At 54.0% G+C, this 18,270-nt stretch carries 16 protein-coding genes and 2 pseudogenes; 9 read left to right on the top strand and 9 right to left on the bottom strand.

What is annotated here, in order from left to right; genetic code table 11:
- Positions 1-7: 7 nt before the first annotated feature.
- The 3 genes from R6X40_RS31065 to R6X40_RS31055 form a co-directional block, all read right to left on the bottom strand.
- On the bottom strand, positions 8-142 hold the full coding sequence (locus R6X40_RS31065; protein ID WP_318418998.1) for a hypothetical protein: 135 nt from the start codon (positions 140-142) through the stop codon (positions 8-10).
- Entirely contained in the window at positions 139-285 is a 147-nt protein-coding gene (locus tag R6X40_RS31060; RefSeq protein WP_318418996.1) for a hypothetical protein, read from the bottom strand. Before R6X40_RS31060 ends, R6X40_RS31065 begins: the two co-directional genes overlap by 4 nt.
- A 322-nt stretch (positions 286-607) precedes the next feature.
- The gene (locus R6X40_RS31055; RefSeq protein ID WP_318419060.1) at positions 608-742 is read right to left on the bottom strand and encodes a hypothetical protein; all 135 of its coding nucleotides are present in this window, start codon (positions 740-742) and stop codon (positions 608-610) included.
- Positions 743-1,016: 274 nt separating this feature from the next.
- Here R6X40_RS31055 and R6X40_RS31050 point away from each other — a divergent pair, with 274 nt between their 5' ends.
- From R6X40_RS31050 to R6X40_RS31035, 4 genes are all read left to right on the top strand, one after another.
- The gene (locus tag R6X40_RS31050; protein ID WP_318418995.1) at positions 1,017-1,277 is read left to right on the top strand and encodes a BON domain-containing protein; all 261 of its coding nucleotides are present in this window, start codon (positions 1,017-1,019) and stop codon (positions 1,275-1,277) included.
- 128 nt (positions 1,278-1,405) lie between these two features.
- Complete coding sequence (locus R6X40_RS31045; RefSeq protein WP_318418993.1) at positions 1,406-2,230, top strand: adenylate/guanylate cyclase domain-containing protein; 825 nt, start codon at positions 1,406-1,408, stop codon at positions 2,228-2,230.
- Between the two features lie 231 nt (positions 2,231-2,461).
- A complete protein-coding gene (locus tag R6X40_RS31040; protein WP_318418992.1) occupies positions 2,462-3,538 on the top strand; it encodes a YihY/virulence factor BrkB family protein in 1,077 nt (358 codons plus the stop codon).
- Positions 3,539-3,820: 282 nt separating this feature from the next.
- Positions 3,821-4,282: a hypothetical protein gene (locus R6X40_RS31035; protein WP_318418991.1), complete on the top strand. Its 462-nt coding sequence runs from the start codon at positions 3,821-3,823 to the stop codon at positions 4,280-4,282.
- Positions 4,283-4,505: 223 nt separating this feature from the next.
- On the opposite strand, the pseudogene R6X40_RS31030 reads toward R6X40_RS31035, so the two are convergent.
- The 5 genes and pseudogenes from R6X40_RS31030 to R6X40_RS31010 form a co-directional block, all read right to left on the bottom strand.
- A pseudogene (locus tag R6X40_RS31030) lies at positions 4,506-6,404 on the bottom strand (potassium transporter Kup).
- A gap of 152 nt (positions 6,405-6,556) precedes the next feature.
- Positions 6,557-7,024: a DUF3597 domain-containing protein gene (locus R6X40_RS31025; RefSeq protein ID WP_318418990.1), complete on the bottom strand. Its 468-nt coding sequence runs from the start codon at positions 7,022-7,024 to the stop codon at positions 6,557-6,559.
- 211 nt (positions 7,025-7,235) lie between these two features.
- Positions 7,236-8,159, bottom strand: coding sequence for a PRC-barrel domain-containing protein (locus R6X40_RS31020; RefSeq protein ID WP_318418988.1), 924 nt, complete (start codon positions 8,157-8,159; stop codon positions 7,236-7,238).
- Positions 8,160-8,464: 305 nt separating this feature from the next.
- Positions 8,465-8,533, bottom strand: a pseudogene (locus R6X40_RS31015) (hypothetical protein); the annotation flags it as partial.
- A 199-nt stretch (positions 8,534-8,732) separates the two neighbouring features.
- Positions 8,733-10,094: a mechanosensitive ion channel family protein gene (locus tag R6X40_RS31010; protein WP_318418986.1), complete on the bottom strand. Its 1,362-nt coding sequence runs from the start codon at positions 10,092-10,094 to the stop codon at positions 8,733-8,735.
- A gap of 302 nt (positions 10,095-10,396) precedes the next feature.
- Between R6X40_RS31010 and R6X40_RS31005 the strand changes: the two genes are divergently transcribed.
- The 5 genes from R6X40_RS31005 to R6X40_RS30985 all read left to right on the top strand — a co-directional run bounded on the left by R6X40_RS31005 (position 10,397) and on the right by R6X40_RS30985 (position 16,909).
- Positions 10,397-12,541 carry a cation:proton antiporter gene (locus tag R6X40_RS31005; protein ID WP_318418985.1) on the top strand — a complete coding sequence of 715 codons (2,145 nt, stop codon included), beginning with the start codon at positions 10,397-10,399 and terminating at the stop codon, positions 12,539-12,541.
- Between the two features lie 517 nt (positions 12,542-13,058).
- Entirely contained in the window at positions 13,059-13,430 is a 372-nt protein-coding gene (locus R6X40_RS31000; protein ID WP_318418984.1) for a hypothetical protein, read from the top strand.
- Between the two features lie 241 nt (positions 13,431-13,671).
- On the top strand, positions 13,672-14,736 hold the full coding sequence (locus tag R6X40_RS30995; protein ID WP_318418982.1) for a PAS domain-containing protein: 1,065 nt from the start codon (positions 13,672-13,674) through the stop codon (positions 14,734-14,736).
- A 152-nt stretch (positions 14,737-14,888) separates the two neighbouring features.
- Entirely contained in the window at positions 14,889-15,677 is a 789-nt protein-coding gene (locus R6X40_RS30990; protein ID WP_318418980.1) for an alpha/beta hydrolase, read from the top strand.
- Positions 15,677-16,909, top strand: a complete 1,233-nt coding sequence (locus tag R6X40_RS30985) for a PAS domain-containing sensor histidine kinase (protein WP_318419058.1) — start codon at positions 15,677-15,679, stop codon at positions 16,907-16,909. The genes R6X40_RS30990 and R6X40_RS30985 overlap by 1 nt, the downstream gene beginning before the upstream one ends.
- A gap of 337 nt (positions 16,910-17,246) precedes the next feature.
- Here the strand turns inward: R6X40_RS30985 and R6X40_RS30980 are convergent, their stop codons facing one another.
- Positions 17,247-17,723, bottom strand: a complete 477-nt coding sequence (locus R6X40_RS30980; protein WP_318418978.1) for a YkgB family protein — start codon at positions 17,721-17,723, stop codon at positions 17,247-17,249.
- Positions 17,724-18,270: the final 547 nt, after the last annotated feature.

The raw sequence follows: 18,270 nt of genomic DNA, 5'->3' as shown, positions 1-18,270 counted from the left end.
GCGAAATTCAGTTTTGGTCGGTGACTGCCGGCAAACCCGCTCCGGTCGTAGATACCGGCTTGTAGTAGGCGTTATAGACCAGCAGGCCCAACGCTGCGCAAACGCCGAGCACGATGAGGTAAAGTACAGTTCGGGCGTTCATCGTTCACCCATGGGGATAGCAGGCGCCGCAGGCAGCTGCGCTGCCAGATGGTTTCGGGGAAGCGTGTAGAGATACCCGACTGTCAGTGCCAATATGCCGAAGAGTAAATTGATCATGCCGATTATCAGAATGTCGTCGTCCATGCTGGATCTCCTAAGAAGTGGAAACCCCGATGGATTGACGAAAGTTCCACGTTGCCAAGATTCGGCATCAGGCGGCATGAAATAATCAGGCTGCCGCGTGCAAACAGTTTTTCCGCCGCTATAACTGCTTTGCTAACCGGACGGCCTTTGAGTATCTGGATCTGAGTTTATAAGCGTCGGCGAACGCGAGACTGGTCAAGCTTGAGTTGCATCTTCCGCGGACAAGCTCTTTTGTTTGCGCAAGCTCTCGCCGGCAAGTTCGATGCGGTAGGCGTTTTTAACAAGGCGGTCGAACGGCATCAGCGGTCGTGGGATTTTCCAATCATGTCGTAAAAGTGTGTTCCACGGGAATTTGACTTGTGACGATGGTGGAGCGCTGTTCGTAGCGGTCTTCGACGATCTCCGGGAAGCCAGGGCGCTTTTCGTCACTGAGCTTCTCAGGTCCCCAAACGTCCAGGCTCAGGAGGGCGGTATTTGCCCGTCATTTGAGCAATTTTGCGTAGCGGCCGTCACCGACATCAGGAGGTAATCCCCGCAACCTAATCGTGCGGTTGCTTTAGCGGCGTGCCAGCGAATGGATTAGTTCGGCGTAAGTTTTCGTCACGATCTCGCGAGTGTGTCGTCGTCGAAGCCGCTCCCACGTCATTTAAAGGCGTCCGTCGGTCAGGGACGCTCGAACCAAATCGTCTGTTAAGCGTTCTCCATATGCCATGCGCACGCGAGGGGTAATAATGACCGGTCACTTCATATTCAATCACCATAGACTCGGCGCCCCGGCGCCGTTCGCTCTCTCGCTGAAGGCATCGTTCCTCTCAGCGTTGTCTGCCGAGACTGATTTCGAAACGTGGGCGGTTCGTGTCTCGATGTTCGACGATTACCTTGTGTTGGAAGGGTATGTGAGCGATGCCGCAAATATTGGTAAAGTCGTCGCGCTAGCCGAGAGTTTTGCAGGAATAGGACGCGTGCGAAATTTCCTGTTTCAATGGTCTTAGTTGAACGTTCGACGGTGTCACATCACCCGACAAAAATCTCTTTCAGGACTGTCTGACATGGAAGCACCTCCGCTGGAACGCAAATTGGCAGCCATTCTTGCTGCAGACGTTGAGGGCTATTCACGCTAATGCACCTCGACGAGGAGCGGACGCTCACTGTGCTGACGCAGCACCGCACAATCATCGACAAGCTTATAGAGGCGGCCAAAGGTCAGATCTTCGGAACGGCCGGTGACAGCGTTCTGGCAGAGTTCCCAAGTGTCGTGCAAGCCTTCAACTGCGCGATAGCTATCCAGCGGGCATTGACGCGGGCCAACGCCGACATCGCCGTGGATGAAAGAATGCTCTTGCGCATCGGCATCAACGTCGGCGACGTCATGGTCAAGGGTGGTGATATTTTCGGAGATGGCGTCAACATCGCAGCGCGGCTGGAGGCGCTTTCCGATCCGGGTGGGGTTTGCGTAACGCGTGGTGTCAGAGATCATCTGAGAGACAGGGTCGAAGCCAAGTTCGAGGATCTGGGGGAACACAGCGTCAAGAATATCGCGCGACCGGTCAGGGTCTTTCGCGTCGATTTCGATATGGACGCAGCAACGGATCGGGTTGATGCGTCCTCGCCTCTGGAGGAGCCAGCTCCCGCCAGCTCCGGTCTCGTCATCGATGAGACCGAGATTATGTTCTGGCAATCCGTTCAAACCGGCGATCAAACCATCGAATACGAAATCTATCTGCAGCGATATCCGGACGGGGAGTTCGCCGAGTTGGCAAAGGCCCGGCTGAGCCAGCCTCGAACGGAGTCAGATCCGGCGATCGAGGTTTCCTTTTGGGAGTCCGTTCGGTCCAGCAACAACGCAGTACTGCTGGAGACATATCTGGATAAGTTTCCAGTCGGCGAATTTACCGAGATAGCCAAGGTGATGCTTTCCGGTTTGTCTAAGCCGGATGGGTCATGATCGGGGGGAAGGGAATTTACCCCGTTCCCGAAGTGTTCAAGCTCTGATGGCGGAGAAGTAACTATGACAAGCTTACCCATCTGCCCAGTCTCCGTAAAACCATCTGCCCGTTTGGAGCAGCTCAGCAGTTATAGCGACGCATTAAGACGCGTATCCGCCCGGGTTGATGCGCTCGAGCAAAACCTCTTTCACAGGAAGACTGAAGGCAGCCGGAAAAAGCGAAAAGGGACCATGTCCGTGACATCTGCTGTGCTGCTGATCATTTCCGCGATCGGCGCTGCCACATCAGTCATGGTGGCTGCGAATAAGGGTGTCGAGCCGAACCAGGACAACACCGAAGTGTCGATCTGGCCTCCGCATGACGACGAACGAGGACGTTATGCGCTTACACCGGAAGCAATCCCGGCAAAAGGGTTGCGAGATGTTTTCTGGCGGGTCGTCTCTGAGGTCAGCAAGGACCGCGTGACATTGATCGCTGCCGGCGTGACATACTACCTGCTTCTGGCGTTGTTTCCTGCACTCGCAGCGCTCGTCTCGCTCTATGGATTTATTGCAGATCCGACTGAAATCGGTCGCCATTTGGTGTCGATTTCCGGCTTCTTGCCGCCAGGCTCCTTTAATCTCATCCTCGACCAGCTGAAATCACTCACGGAGCAGAAAACATCGTCACTCAGCAGTGGTTTTTTCGGCGGTCTGGCCATCGCACTCTGGAGCGCACACAATGGCACGATGGCGCTATTCGACGCGATGAACATCGCCTACGAGGAACGCGAAAAGCGGAGTGTCATCAAGCTTAATATCGTCGCCGTCGGCTTTACACTCGGCGCATTGCTGATTGCAGCCTTTCTCGTCGCGGCCGTGGCCGTCATGCCGGTGGTCCTGTCATTCCTATGGCTTGACCGATGGACCGAAATCCTTGCGCTTCTGCTACGCTGGCCAATACTGTTGATAATCGTGATGGCCGGCGTCACCGCAATCTATCGTTTTGCTCCAAGCCGATCACCGGCGAGGCTTCGCTGGATCAATTGGGGGGCAGCGTTCACCACTGCCTCTTGGTCAGCGACATCGCTGATATTCTCCTACTATATTGATCACTTCGCAAATTATAACGCCACGTACGGCACGCTCGGCGCTTTGATCGGCTTCATGGCGTGGATGTGGATCTCGGTGGTGATTCTAATTGTCGGTGCCGAACTCAATGCGGAGCTCGAGCATCAGACGATCCGTGACACCACAACCGGAACGCCGAAGCCAATGGGAAGTCGGGGTGCCTTCGTTGCTGATACACTCGGCCGGGAAGTAAAATGATAAGTTTTTCGATGGACGAGCGGTCTGTAGAAGCCACTCTATTTAACTGGAGAATGAGTGCTCTTAGTTCATTGTCCTGCGGCAGCGTAGGTTCCTGCTTGACCAGCCGATCCTCGAGATGGCGCGCCGGGCACATCGTCGAAAAAGTCACTGGCCGACGAGCAGGCGGAGGGAACCATCTGGATCGAGACAGTCGATATTCGAGATTGGAGCCAAGTTTCCCCTAAAGCTGTTAATAGGCGAAGCGACCGCTAGATATCATTTTCAAGGGTGAAGCATAGAATGTTTGAACGCGTTGTCGATTGGCCAAGGGTCGTGGCTCTGATCTGCGATATATCGAAAGGAAGTTCGACGCTGTCGGTACGGAGTTATTCCAAAGTTGGCGTGACCGACAAACCTCGTTCGCAAGTTTCCGGCTGGGACCATCACCAAATCCGGCCCCACGCCGGCGACGATCAGAACATGACGAGTCTCTTCACGCTCGCCCATCTGAAAGACGTATTGACTGCGTTTGCTACCAAACGCCGACGGGTCCACGCTTACGAGATTGAGGGGACAGCGTCATACGAGAAGGACGCGGAAGTTCTTTTGGAAGAATTTGCGGACATCGAGGTGACGACAGTCAAATTAATGGTGGGCGAAGTCAACGTCGCATGGTTGCTTGTTTCGTTCGACCAAAATAGCAGTGTGGTTCATTGGAAGATGCGCTACCACGAGCGCGCTTTGAAGCCGGGGCAAAGGTGAAGGGAACTGCCAGATTGATTACTTTCTTCGAAGAGGAGCGTGGCGTAGTTCTGAAGAACGATGACCTATAAGCTCGTCGGCGCAATGGCCGCATGTTTGGTGATGTCTTCTAATTCGGCTAACCAGGAATAGGGCATCGGAACAAAGTTACCTTGACCACGTTTGGCTGGCCAAAAAAGTGTCCATGAACGATGCTGCTGATTTTTACCGCGGTAGAACGTACTCAGATTGTATTCTGAATACCCAGTTCCACCACACGGCCCGTCGGCAATTTGAAGTATTCCGTCGCGTTACTGGCATTGTCAGCCAACGCGATGAAGACACGATCCTGCCAGAATGGCATTCCGCCCTTAGCCGAAGGAATGAGCGTGCGTCGTGAGAGGAAGAAGGACGTCGACATGATGTCAAATTTTCAGCCCAGTTTTCGGGCAAGAATCAGGGCTTTCGGGATGTTCGGCGTTTCCATGTAGCCGAACGTGATGATCGCGCGACTGAAGAGAGGATTGAAGCTTTCGAAGAAAATCTTCTCGTCGTCCGCCACGAAAGGGGATGACGAGGTAACAACGCTCAGAATAACATTCTGTTCGTGAAGGACCTTATAGTGCTTCAGACTGTGCAGCAGGGCTGTGGGTGCCCCTTCGACCTCGCTCGTCAAGAACACCGCCGTCCCCGGAACCGTTGGAATTTCTTTGCGCGCAAGGTTTTCCATGAGCGTGTCGAGCGAGATCTCATCAGCTTTGGTGCGTTTCGCCAATAGTCGGCGTCCGGACATCCACGTCTGCATCAAGAATGCAATGAGCAGTGCGACGACAACCGGGACCCACCCGCCCTGTCCGAATTTCGCAACATTGGAAATGAAGAAACCGGTGTCAATCAATCCCAGGGGTGTCAGGATAGCCAATGTCAAAGGCAGGCTCCACAACCAGTTACGCCGCATGACGACGAAGAGCAGGATTGAGGTAATCAGCATTTCGCCTGTGACGGCGATACCGTAGGCAGCCGAAAGAGCACTTGAGCTTCTAAAATTCACCACGAGCACGATCACCGAGATGAGCAGAAGCAGATTGATCTGTGGGAGATAAATCTGCCCGGCTTGGGTCTCGGACGTGTGGCGAACATGAAAGCGCGGCAAGAGATTAAGATGCATCGCCTGGCGAATGAGCGAATAGGCTCCAGATATCACGGCCTGGCTGGCAATCACCGTCGCGGCCGTGGCGAGGATGACCATCGGCAGCCGTGCCCATTCCGGCTGCATTTCGAAGAACGGATGTTCGACGCTTTCGGGATTCGCATAAATGAATGCCCCTTGGCCAAAGTAGTTGAGCAGCAGGCAAGGGAAAACGAGAACGAACCAGGCCACGATGATCGGCTTGCGTCCGAAGTGACCGAGATCAACATAGAGGGCCTCCGCTCCCGTTACCGCGAGAAAAATAGCGCCCAGAATCACGATGGCAATATCAAGGTGTGAGTACAGGAAGATCGCGCCGTAATAGGGGTTCAGTGCGGCCAGGATCGCCGGGGTTTCAGCGATGTGCCAAAGGCCCGAGGCTCCGAGTGCGAGAAACCAGAATGCCGTGATCGGTCCGAAGACTGTTGCAACGCGGCCGGTCCAAAAACGCTGGACCAGAAAAAGGGCAATGATGATCACCAGGGTGATGGGAACGACCCAGTCGGAAAGGGTAGGGGCGACGACCTTCAATCCTTCGACCGCAGACAGGACCGAAATGGCGGGGGTGATGATGGCGTCGCCAAGAAACAGGGAAGCGCCGGCAATTCCGAGGATCAAAATCCAGAGTGGGCGGCCTGCAAAGCTTTGCCGTGCGAGTGTCATGAGCGAAAGCGTGCCGCCTTCACCCTTGTTGTCGGCTCTCAGAACAAACCCGACATATTTCACCGCAACGACGATGGTCAGCGCCCATACGATCAGCGAAAGCAGTCCAATCACTTCCGTGCCGACAACGGCGTCCGGAACTTGGCCAGACGCATGCAAAGCTTCTCGAAAGGCGTAGAGTGGGCTCGTGCCGATGTCGCCATAGACCACGCCAAGCGCGCCAAGAACCAGAAGAGGAAAGGATTCAGTCTCCGCGTGTGACGCTTGAAGTTCAGGATCGTCAGCGCGCATCTTCGCAGTTGTGAAAGAGATCTTCCAAAAAAAAGGGTTACGCTCACAGTGTCGATATCAAAAGCTTGTTTCGATCTGTGGTAACAGATACTGGCAAAAAGCTGCGCAACGCGATGGGCGCCTGGGAGTGGCGACGCCCATCCAGTGTTCAATTAGTCAAGAATGTCAGCGGGGATCGTGCCACCATTCTCAGCCAGCTTTTTCATCAGCGCTTTATGCAACCAGATGTTCATCGTGGCTGAATCGTTCTTGTCACCGACGAAACCCAGTTCGTCGGCCAACTCCTTTCGTTCGATAAGGCTAGCTTCCATACCGAGCGCCTTCATCAAGTCAACAACCGAATTCCGCCAATGCAGCGTTTGTCCCGAAGCTGCCGCCTTGCTGTCGAGCAAAGCCGTCACATCCACCTGTTGGGCCGCCCTAGGTTCAAAAACCGGTGTATCAACCCGTTGTTCGGCAATTCCCGCCCCCGTTGGCTGTGCGTCGGCGACGATCACCGGCGCGGTGGACATCGGCGTCGTCGTGCCGGCCGTGATAGGTGTCACGGAGGCGGCCACCGACTCATTCTTGCCGTGATCGTCGCCGAAAATTGCGTGTTTGATTTTATCGAAGATGCCCATGTTGCGTTTCCTATCGTGTGTGTGTCAGGGGAGAGAGATGCGCCGCCATCCTGATCGGAGACGGCGCGACGGTGTCTTTTTTATTGCGACACAGCCAATCCGGCGAAACAGCACTATCGCTGGATGAACGAAATGCGCGCAATTGAGTTTGGAAAAAACTCCATCTTGCTAAAGAAGGCCCGGGGCAAATGGGCCTCGGGCCATGTCGACCTTAGTTCTCTTTGTATTCGGGCTGCGCCTTCAACGTTTCTTCAGTCGAATCCACATAAACGCGAACGTCGTCGCCCTTTTCGTCCCGCATGATGTTGACGGACTCAAGTGGCACCGCAATGTGGTGCTCGCCCATTCCCAAGAACCCACCGATATCCATCACCAACTGCTTGACGGAGCCATCGGCGTTGAGGACGAGCTTGTCGACTTCACCGATATTTTCATCCTTCGGCCCGTAAACCTTCGCACCCGTCAGATTTTCGGATGTCAGATCGGTCAATTCGGTTGCGCGGTAGCCATCCCGCTTGACGTCAGGACGAACCATTGCCGTTTGACTCGCCGGCGGCGTGGCGGTTGTCATGGCCGTCGGCGCGACATACGCAGGTGCATCTGTCAGCATCTGTTTGTTGGCGTTTACAACCAGGAAATAATCATCTGCGTCATCCCCGTCCTTGACGAACTTGATGTCCTTCATCGGAATAGCCACGTCTTTTTCGCCAATCCCGAGGAAGCCGCCGACGCCCAGAACGACGGCCTTGACTTCGCCCTGGCGGCTCAGGATCACTTCGTTGACTTCGCCGATATCATCCCATTCCTTTTCAGCGCCGGGCTTCACAGCGGTATCAGCATTCATCTCGGTCTCGGTGGAATAGAGACGCATACCGATGAACTTTGAGGCCATAATATCGCTCGGCTGTTGTTCATACATCGTCATGGGAGCTATATTGGCGGCGAAGACGTTGCCGCCAATCAGAACCATGGTGAGCGCCGTGGTTGCCAGAAACTGTTTCATAGGTATCTCGTTGATTTCTTTATAGCTCGTTTGGTCGCACTGGATGCAACGGACATTTTCTGCATCGCGATCGTCAAACGTGTCTGAACTGAACAAGCCGTTTTTAAACTCCGCGCAGGTAAACTTTCGCAACGCCGATAGGTTCCGTCAATCATTCGGCGTTACCGCAAAATCGTGAATACTGCCAACTGAGGTGATTGTGCCTCGTTGCCTTCGCGGGCGTCGAAACGATTCTGACCGCCAAATTAAGCGTTGGTAGAAAGGACAAAATGGCCCACGGAGCCGAGTTAACATGGCAATGTGGTTACGATGTCACGCATCCGGATTGTCTCGGATGCCGAACATAACATCGAACTCCGCTCGCTCCTTGAAATATTCAGCAGCAGTAAGAGACCAAAAGGTGCTGAACAAAGCGAGGATTGTTCCGGTCGCGATGATCAAAACTCGAGAACCACTCCAGCCAAAAAGGCTTTTGCGCCGATACCACTTGCGAGCGTCGTGAGCCCGGTTCTTACCCATGCCGCATAGGTGCGCTCAGCGGCTTAAACAGCCCGTCGGCTGCCAGCGCAGTTCGCCAGTCTGGGTCGTCATTGTGGGGTATATTTGTCTCAGGCATGTTTCGTGCCCCTTTATCGCTCCTTAGCGTTGCGCTGTGACAAAAACTGGCATCGCTCGCTTTCAATCTTTGAGACAATGCTTGGCAGCTCATGGCTCTTTTTCATCGCCAGCACCCCCACGCGTATTCTTCGGAGCCGTCCGGCCAGTTTTGCGACCAGGTGTCTTGACGATCACCTCAACTGGCGTTTTCATGATGATCTCGCGATGAGGGAAGGGGATCGCAATATCTGCATCCTTGAACGCGTCCCATAATGCCATCAGAACCTCGCCGCGGATGTTCGTCAAACCGTTGCTAGGGTCGGAAATCCAGAAGCGCAATTTGAAGTCCAGTGAAGACGCGCCGAACCCGACCATCCAGCAAACCGGAGCGGAATGTTCATTCTTGACCCGAGGGATAGACGATGCCGTCTCGATGGCGAGACCGACGACCTCGTGTGGGTCGCTGTCATAGGATGTTCCGAACTCGATATCGAGGCGGACGTAGTCACTTGAAAATGACCAGTTCACAACCTTCTGCGAGATGAAATCCTCGTTCGGGATGAGGTATTCCTTACCGTCCCGGGTGATCACAGAGACAAACCGCGAGCGTAGGTCTCTGACCGACCCAAACGTCTCCCCAAGCGTAATCGTGTCACCCGGCTTGATGCTTTTGTCGAGGAGGATAATAATGCCTGAGATGAAATTCGACACGACTTTTTGCAAGCCGAAGCCTATGCCTACACCGACTGCGCCTGAGAATACGGTGAGCGCGGTCAGGTCGACACCTGTCGCGGTCAAAGCCATGACCCCGGCCAAGATGATCAGCCCGATTTTGATCAGCTTGCTGATCAGCACCTTGAATGAGGGCGACAGATCGCTGGACCTTTGGATCCAGTTCGATGAGACATTCGCGACCAGACTTGCGAGCCACACAAGTGTCGTCGTCAGCACGATTCCCTTCAAAACAATCAGCAGGGATAGCCGCGTTGCCCCAAGATTGATTGAGGCGTTATCAAGGCCCGACAGGATCGGGTCATCAAGTCCAACAACATAGAGAGCGATATAGACCCAGATTGCCACCGCTGCCACCCGCGACAAAGGTTTGTTGCGAATGATACGGGTGAGCACCGCTGCCGCCAACCATGCGGCGCTGAGGATCAAAGCGACGGAAATCATCCATCGATGTGCCGGCAGAACGTGTCGCACAAGCATTGCCTGGGATATTCCCAGCCAGACGATCAGAAACAGCCAGCGCAACCGGCGCAAAAACGCGATTACCACCCTCAGCAGGTCCGGGTTACCTTTGATCTTACGAGCGTTTCGCTCGAGCGATGGTTCGATCCTTCTGGCGAGTAGCGTTGCTACCAAATAGCCGGCAATGACGATGGCTCCCTGATAGACGGTCCACTCATTCAGCAGGACGGATTGAATCCATGGGAGTGTTTGGTTGACTGCGCTTTCGAAATCCATTGAAGTTTCCTGCCACATTGCAGCGACAACGGGCAGACAGTTGTTTTGTTCATCTGTGTCTCACATGCATAAAAGATAAGTTAGCGCAGGGTATTATGCGGCGGAACGGAACGGTGTGTCGTTCGTTTCAATGCAACACTTATGGGGCGTCTCACACTATGTATTCCAGACAAAATTCGGTACGGCTTTCCCCGTGGGTCCTACCTCTTGTGGCGATTGCTATATTCATCACCTGCAACGGTGCATTCGCCGCTGAGGGCAAATCGTCTGGACCGTCGGAAGCTCTCTTCCTCATTCAGATCATGGTCCTTGTCGTGGTCGGCAGGCTGGTAGGCGAGGCCATGGTTCGCATTGGTCAGCCGTCGATCATGGGGCAGATCATCGGCGGCCTGCTGCTCGGCCCTTCTGTGTTCGGTCTATTGCTCCCCGATGCTCAAGCCACGTTGTTCCCAAGCCTCGACACACAAAAAGCGATGACGGATGCCGTGGCGCAACTCGGCATCCTGTTTTTGCTGCTTCTGGCAGGCATGGAAACGGATCTTGCGCTGGCGCTGCGGCTCCGACGGGCGGCTGCAGGAGTGTCTATTACAGGTATCGTCGTGCCATTCGCGCTTGGTTTCGCGCTGGGAGAGCTGATGCCGGCAAGTCTGTTGCCTGATCCAGATGCCAGGTTGGTCACGTCGCTTTTTCTCGGCACGGCACTGTCGATTTCGTCGGTCAAGATCGTTGCATCTGTTGTCCGCGAAATGGATTTTATGCGACGCAATGTCGGCCAATTGATCGTTGCATCAGCGATTATTGATGACACGGTTGGATGGGTCATCATCGCTGTCACCTTCAGCCTTGCACAGAGTGGTGCCGTGGACATGATGACTTTGGCTCAAAGCGTCATTGGCACAATCGCGTTCATGGCGTTCAGCTTCACGGTCGGCCGCCGTATCGTTTTCGAAATCATTCGCTGGACCAACGATAAGTTTAAGAGTGATCTGCCTGTCCTCAGCGCAATTATCGCCATCATGGGGGCGATGGCGATCGTAACCAACGCCATCGGTGTCCATACGGTACTGGGCGCCTTCGTCGCAGGGATCCTCGTCGGCCAGTCACCGATCCTGACGCGACAGATCGAAGGACAGCTCCGCGCCCTGACAACGGCTTTGTTCATGCCGGTGTTCTTTGGCCTGACAGGACTGCACACGGATCTCAGTGTTCTCGCCGATCCGTCCGTCCTGCTTCTGGCTCTTGGACTCATTCTGATCGCCAGTATCGGGAAGTTCGGCGGCGCCTTTGCAGGCGCCAAGATCGGCGGCTTTTCCAACGCTGAAGCTATGGCTCTTGGATGTGGAATGAACGCCAGAGGCTCAACGGAAGTTATCGTCGCCACCATCGGCCTGTCCGTTGGCGTGCTGGACGAGCGGCTGTTCTCGGTCATCGTTGCAATGGCCGTGGTAACGACGATGGCCATGCCGCCGACCCTGCGATGGGCGTTGGCTCGCCTTCCGATGCGGGAGGATGAAAAAGGCCGTCTCGAGCTTGAGGCCTTCGAGGAGAAGAGCTTTATGTCAAAATTCGAGCGCATCCTGTTGGCGATCGACCATTCTGCAAGCAGCGAGCTTGCCGCACGGGTCGCAGGTCATTTCGCAGCAATCAGGAAAATGCCCGTCACAGTGCTTAATATTGTCGACGAGGAGCCGATGCCACCGAAAGACGATGAAACGTTGACGGCTGATATAGCAATCGAAACAGACCAAGTTGCCTCGCGGATCAAGTCGAGCGCTGAAAACGCCGCCGAGATACAAAGTGAGAAAGATGAAGAAAGCAAAATCGGCGACATCCACATCTCGGTTAAAAACAAGGACGGCGACCTTGCGGATGTTCTGGCGGAGAGTTCGGAGAAAGGTCACGACATGCTGTTTGTCGGCATGGAACCGACTTCGGGTGAGAGTGGCAGCGGTTACAGTGATCGCCTTAAGGTCATGGTCACCGCGTTTGAAGGTACGACGGCTATCGTCACATCGCGAGGAGTGGTGCCGAAAGAGGATAAGGATCTGCGCATGTTGGTGCCTGTCAGCGGTACTCAGCGCTCGATGAAGGCAGCCGAGTTCGCAATGGTGATTGCCAAAGCCACGGGAGCGGCAATAACCGCAGTCTCTTTCCGCGAGCCAAGTCAGGCAACATCGATGCCGCGCGTCAGCGACAGCAATAATTCTCATGCCGCCGCATTCGAGCAACTTGATCAGATAGCAACATTTTACGATGTGAAGATTGAGAAAGTTGTTCAGCATGGAACCTCTCCGGAGCTGGCGATCCTCGCGCATGCTCGCAGAGGGCGGTTCAACCTGATTATTCTGGGCGTCAGCCCGCGGGCTGGCAAAACGTTTTCTTATGGCGCCATCGCAGACACGCTCGTCGAAACCGCAGATCGGTCCGTCGTGTTGGTAGAAACCTGAGAGAGCTCATTTTGGAAGGCCGCTGATTAACCCCCGGCTCAGCAAACAACTGAGTGCTGAATGGCTTTTGAAAAGTGCACCGGTCCAGCAGGCAATTGAGAAGTCTCTCTACACCAGTTGGAGATGGAAAAAATGACAGATCGTGTTGTCGACCACTCGATAAGGGATGAGGAAGGGTGGAAGGTTATGTGCAACGGATTTGATCTATTACGCCGCAATACACAAGCCGGATCGGACGCTGAGTTGCGGCGTATCTGCACAACCAGCAGAATCAATCGCGTACTATATCGAGGTGTGTGGGCTAATTTCCATGCGGATGTCGGCGTCAAGTGGGCATAATGGCAAGGGAATTTTGCACGTCAGCATATCGGTGATTTCCTGCAAACATCGGTGCACCGCTGAATCTTTTTCATTGAGATGTAACAAACAGGCCACAAACTGCGTAGGAGACGTACGACCTTGACCCCGCCTCTGGAGGACGAGCAAAAAATGTGTCTATATAGTATAAAAACCAAATATGATTATATTTCTAAAATCTTTCAACAATTTATCTGGTATAATTGAAACCTTATTCGCGTTTCTACGTTCTCCGAATGGCAATCATGCCCATGAGGAGAAGACTATATTTAAACTGACACTCGCAGCCGCCGCTCTCGCATCGGTATTTGCTGCGCCAGTTTTTGCAGAAGATGCGATGATGAAGTGTGATGACGCATCCATGATGAAAATGCAGTCCGAGATGGACGCCATGACCGATCCTGCCATGAAGGACAAAAAAGAAATGGCGTCGAAAGAGATGATGATGGCGAAGGACTCCATGACGGCCAACAAGATGGATGACTGCAAGATGCACATGGACAATGCCATGAAGAGCATAGGCAAAATGTAAGCTTTGATTTCCAAGGGCGGCCTATTTGGGCCGCCCTTGGAGTTAATGCCGTCTGGAAGGCCAACAGGAAGCAGACGAACGTGGCTCGCGCGTCATCGGTCAGGTGCCCAACATGAGATCAAATATCGCTCCAATGACAGGGCGCAACCGATCCGCTCAGTTTATTGTACCTGATATCTCGTCACATGAAACGTAAACGCCGTCAGCGCGTTATTGCGATATCGTAGTCCCGGAGTCGCATGTGTCAAAGCCATCAGTTAACCAGAGCTCATTCGAGGCGGAAAAATCAGCAGCAGCGTCTCTTGACGGCATATTGGCCCGAAAGGAACTCGCTGTTGTGGCGTTTGAAAGAACCCGAATGCCGATGGTGATGGTTGATCCGAGGCAGGAAGATTCCCCTATCGTGCTTGCCAACCAGGCATTCCTCAATCTGACCGGTTACACAGCAAACGAGGTCGTGGGTCGCAATTGCCGTTTTCTACAAGGAGAGGCTACATCAAAGCTAGCGATCGGTGAAATCCGCACAGGCTTGGCAACCGGCCGAGACGTTGATGTCGAGATCCTGAACTACCGCAAAGACGGCTGTTCGTTCTGGAACCAGTTGCATATCAGTGCGATCCATGACGATGAGGGAGCTGTCATATATTTATTTGCGTCTCAAATTGATGTCACCGCCTATCGGAAGATCCAGTCGCTGGAATCTTCCGAGCACAGACTTCTCATGGAGGTCGACCACAGGGCAAAAAACGTTCTTGCCGTGGTGGATAGCATCGTCCGCCTCAGCCGTTCAGACGATGCAGGTACTTACGCCTCGTCGGTTCAACACCGGGTTCAGTGTCTTTCGCGCGCTCATGGGCTGCTTTCTGAATGTGGGTGGCAAGATGTGCCCTTACGACGGGTGGTAGAGAGCCAAATTCAGCAATTTGGAGCAGGTCAGATCATCATTGAAGGTCCAGACATGTCTTTTGCGGCAGCGATTGTTCAGCCGTTTTCGCTAGCTATTCATGAGTTGGCAGTCAACGCGACTGAACATGGCGCCTTGTCGACAGCATCGGGTAAGCTGGCTATTACTTGGGTAGCTCTGCCTGGCGACGCCGGCGTGTCGCTGCGCTGGATTGAAACCGGAGGCCCATCTCCGACTGCAACGCGTCCATCTGGCTTCGGATCCGTCATTGTCAGTGCCCTGATCGAAAAGCAGTTGCGCGGACGGTTAACGCCACAATGGAGTGATACTGGTCTCGACCTTTCAATGGAAATACCTCGCGATGCATTTCAACCGACGGCTCAAGCCGGTTCGCCATTGTAAGATCATGATTTTTCGCGTCTTGCGCCCAGTGCCAGAAAACCTTCCACTCCGCCTGATTTCATGGAAATTTCACGCGACAAATTTCGCATGCAACGGTAAAGTCGCCCTACATCATGGGTCCTCCCTACAGAAAAAAGGTCGTTAAAGTACGCATGTCTGCTGTCATTCGAAACAACGTCAAGATTTCCGGTTCTGGCGACAGAAAGATGATGTTTGCGCATGGGTACGGCTGCGACCAGGCGATGTGGCGCTTTGTGGCGCCCGCCTTTGAGGACCAGTTCACCGTAGTCAAGTTTGACCATGTCGGCGCCGGCGGCTCAGTCTCATCAGCGTTCGATCACACGAAATACGCAACTCTGCAGGGCTATGCAGACGACATCATCGAGATCGGTCGCGAAATTGGACTGCGCGGCGCCGTATTCGTCGGGCATTCGGTGAGTGCGATGATCGGTGCTCTGGCGTCGATCAAAGAGCCAGAGATGTTTGAATCCCTTGTCATGGTCTGTCCATCGCCGCGCTATGTGAATGATGCAGCCTATGTTGGCGGCTTCGGTCAGACTGACATTGAAGAGCTTCTTGGTTCGCTTGCGGAAAATTACCTGGGCTGGTCTACCGCCATGGCACCCGTGATCATGGCAAATGGCGATCGCCCGGAATTGAGCGAAGAGCTCACAGATGGTTTTTGCAGGATGGATCCAAAAATTGCCGAGACTTTTGCTCGAGCCACCTTCACATCCGACAACCGTGGAGATCTGCCGGATGTATCGGTGCGGACGCTCGTCCTTCAATGCAAGGAAGACATCATCGCCGCCGAGCAAGTCGGCCGTTACGTCGCTGACAATGTTCAAAACGGACACCTCGTCATCCTTGATGCCACTGGGCATTGCCCGAATCTAAGCGCCCCAAATTATGTCATTTCAGCCATAGGGGCATTCGTCTAATTTCCGCGCCGCTCTCTTCCTCTTCCGATCTTGCTATTCTCGACGACCTCTTCGAAAAGGCGCCGTGTGGCTATCTGGTGCTCGATGCGGATGGCAACATTTTAAGAATCAACGGAACGCTACTTGGGTGGATTTGCCACAGGCGACAAGACCTTCTCGGGAAGAAGATGATGGACTTGCTGACAACGGCCGGCAAGGTCTTTTACGAGACGAATTTCATTCCGCTTTTGCGGGTGCAGGGAGCTTGCGAGGAACTGGCGTTCGACCTGAAGGTGCGGGACGGCTCCAAACTCGCTGTCAACGTCAGCGCGACAGAAAGCCGGCGAGCCGACACCACGCTTGAGTTCATCCGTGTTGCGGTCTTCAAGGCATCGCAGCGGCGCCGGTATGAGCGAGAGCTGATGGCTGCCCGCAATGCGGCAGATGAGGCTCAAAACTTGCTCTCCAACCAGAACGCAAGCCTACGTACCCACATCAAGAAAGCAGTCGGCGCGAAGCGAAAGGCCGAAAGGGGTCTCGTTGTCGAGCAAGAAACAGGCGAGTTACGCGAGCAGTTCGTCGCAGTCCTCGGTCACGATCTTCGCAATCCGCTTGGTTCAATTACGGCGGCCACGCGACTGCTTGCGAATGAAGGGCAGACCGAGCGGGCCAAGCAGGTAATACGGCTGATGGAAGGAAGCGTCAGCCGAATGTCGGGATTGATCGACAACGTCCTTGATTTTGCTCGTGGGCGTCTCGGCGGCGGCATTGGTCTCGACCGCAACGCAACGGAAATGCTGCTGCCGACGTTAAAGCAGGTTATTGATGAACTGCGCTCAAGTGTTCCGGATCGGACAATCACCAGCAAACTGCTGATCGAGGGCTCGCTCAACGCCGATCACGGGCGACTTGGACAAATGCTGTCCAATCTTTTGGGGAATGCAATCCGGCATGGTTCGGAAAGTCGACCCATCGCTGTTCACGCGGAAAAGTCCAGCGATGGCGCCTTCACACTTTGGGTATCGAACGGTGGGGAGCCGATCCCTGGCACCCAGATGGACAGGCTATTCGAGCCCTTCATCCGGGGTGAGTCTCGCGGTTACCAGCAAGGCCTGGGACTGGGTTTGCATATTGCATCGGAGATCGCCAAGGCCCATGGCGGTACGCTTGTCGCAACCTCGACAGAAAAGGAAACACGCTTTACATTCGAAATGCCGCCATCGATTGCCGCGAAAGGCGATACCGTCTTATGACCCACGCTTCATTATCGATGTGAAACTACAACGAATTGGCGCTGTGAATGGCTAACATAAAACTCGGCTCTAGACTGGCCGCGGCGAGAACGACCGATGGCTTGATCGTTCCGCTTTATGCATCGGAAGCGTACTGGTGAGCGTGGCCAGCCGCTGCAGCGGCAAAAGACGCCGATGACCGAACACATCCTGCAGAACGCGCCTGTCTGCACAATACACAACATGGCTCAACAAACATTCGATTGTCGTGGCCCGAACAGTCGCGGTCACCATCACCGATGACGAGGTGTGATACCTCAGCAATTTGTAGATCAAGTCGAGCCTGCTTCAACGTTTTTTAGGTGCGTGGCGATCGTATAGAAGCCAATAGAAGGCACGCGGAAGCCGCAAGCAGCACCAGATCCTTAAGCAGAAACTGTCCTATGTCTGCAGAAATAGCAGGAAACCCTCCTGCAGTTGGCTCGGCTACACCGGGAGTGCTTAAAAAGAAGGTTAAAGTGATGAAGTATGTCAGACAAGACATGGCAGCGCCAAGGGCGGATGCGAGCCGATTAAAGGCACCGAGGGCGAGCGTGGCAGCAACCAAGAGTTCGATCACACCGATAAAATAACTCGCTCCCTGGACACCGAAGGTCGCAGGAACCCAGCTCATAATCGGGCTGTTCACCATCAACGGCGCAATGCCCATGGCTTCATAGGTGGTGAATTTCATACCCCCGAACCACAAGAATATGACAATCAGCGCCCACCGCAGCAGTGCAAGCTCTCCGCGAAAACCAGAGGATTTCTCAGCTATAGAGAATGAAGAAAACATTTAGATCTCCCTTGCTTTATGTATGCATCATGAATGAAAAATTTGGTGACTTAACCTCAGGTGTTCGCTGGAAATCTCAAATGCATACGTACCGAAATATTACTGTCGAACACCATAGTTGCAAGTTTTAAAAAGACGGATTTCGTTGGGTGAGGTTTAGCGATATATGTATGATCACCCTCATTGGACGTAGATCGCGGCCCGTATCTCAGCAACGTTCGTTGTCAGCATCGTGATCGGTTACAACAGGCGAGGTGGTTTCCCTCGCCTGGTCTGCGTATCGTTATACTTACTTGGCCGCACTCAAAATGGCTGCGATCAAACTATGGATTATTCAAGTAACCAGTCCGAACCCTATTTCGTCTCTGTTGCCGGGACGATCTCCATTTGAGATGGCTGTGCCAAAGCTGAGTTCCGGCCGGAGTAATTGTCCGGTTGCGGCAACCCAGTTTCCTGAGCTGGATCGCGGACCTTATCCGTTGAGGAAACCGTACCCGGCATCCGATCCGTGCCGATCGGTTGGGGCGTTACACTGCCGTCTGCGGCA

The organism is Rhizobium sp. PL01 (assembly GCF_033447125.1).
Taxonomy (GTDB): domain Bacteria; phylum Pseudomonadota; class Alphaproteobacteria; order Rhizobiales; family Rhizobiaceae; genus Pararhizobium.
This window is presented reverse-complemented; position numbering and strand designations above follow the sequence as displayed.

Bases quoted from the DNA above. Each gene is read 5' to 3' on its own strand.
- R6X40_RS31065 (WP_318418998.1), bottom strand. From the start codon at position 142: ATGAACGCCCGAACTGTACTTTACCTCATCGTGCTCGGCGTTTGCGCA.
- R6X40_RS31060 (WP_318418996.1), bottom strand. From the start codon at position 285: ATGGACGACGACATTCTGATAATCGGCATGATCAATTTACTCTTCGGC.
- R6X40_RS31050 (WP_318418995.1), top strand. From the start codon at position 1,017: ATGACCGGTCACTTCATATTCAATCACCATAGACTCGGCGCCCCGGCG.
- R6X40_RS31045 (WP_318418993.1), top strand. From the start codon at position 1,406: ATGCACCTCGACGAGGAGCGGACGCTCACTGTGCTGACGCAGCACCGC.
- R6X40_RS31040 (WP_318418992.1), top strand. From the start codon at position 2,462: ATGTCCGTGACATCTGCTGTGCTGCTGATCATTTCCGCGATCGGCGCT.
- R6X40_RS31035 (WP_318418991.1), top strand. From the start codon at position 3,821: ATGTTTGAACGCGTTGTCGATTGGCCAAGGGTCGTGGCTCTGATCTGC.
- R6X40_RS31025 (WP_318418990.1), bottom strand. From the start codon at position 7,024: ATGGGCATCTTCGATAAAATCAAACACGCAATTTTCGGCGACGATCAC.
- R6X40_RS31010 (WP_318418986.1), bottom strand. From the start codon at position 10,094: ATGGATTTCGAAAGCGCAGTCAACCAAACACTCCCATGGATTCAATCC.
- R6X40_RS31005 (WP_318418985.1), top strand. From the start codon at position 10,397: ATGGTCCTTGTCGTGGTCGGCAGGCTGGTAGGCGAGGCCATGGTTCGC.
- R6X40_RS31000 (WP_318418984.1), top strand. From the start codon at position 13,059: ATGATTATATTTCTAAAATCTTTCAACAATTTATCTGGTATAATTGAA.
- R6X40_RS30990 (WP_318418980.1), top strand. From the start codon at position 14,889: ATGTCTGCTGTCATTCGAAACAACGTCAAGATTTCCGGTTCTGGCGAC.
- R6X40_RS30980 (WP_318418978.1), bottom strand. From the start codon at position 17,723: ATGTTTTCTTCATTCTCTATAGCTGAGAAATCCTCTGGTTTTCGCGGA.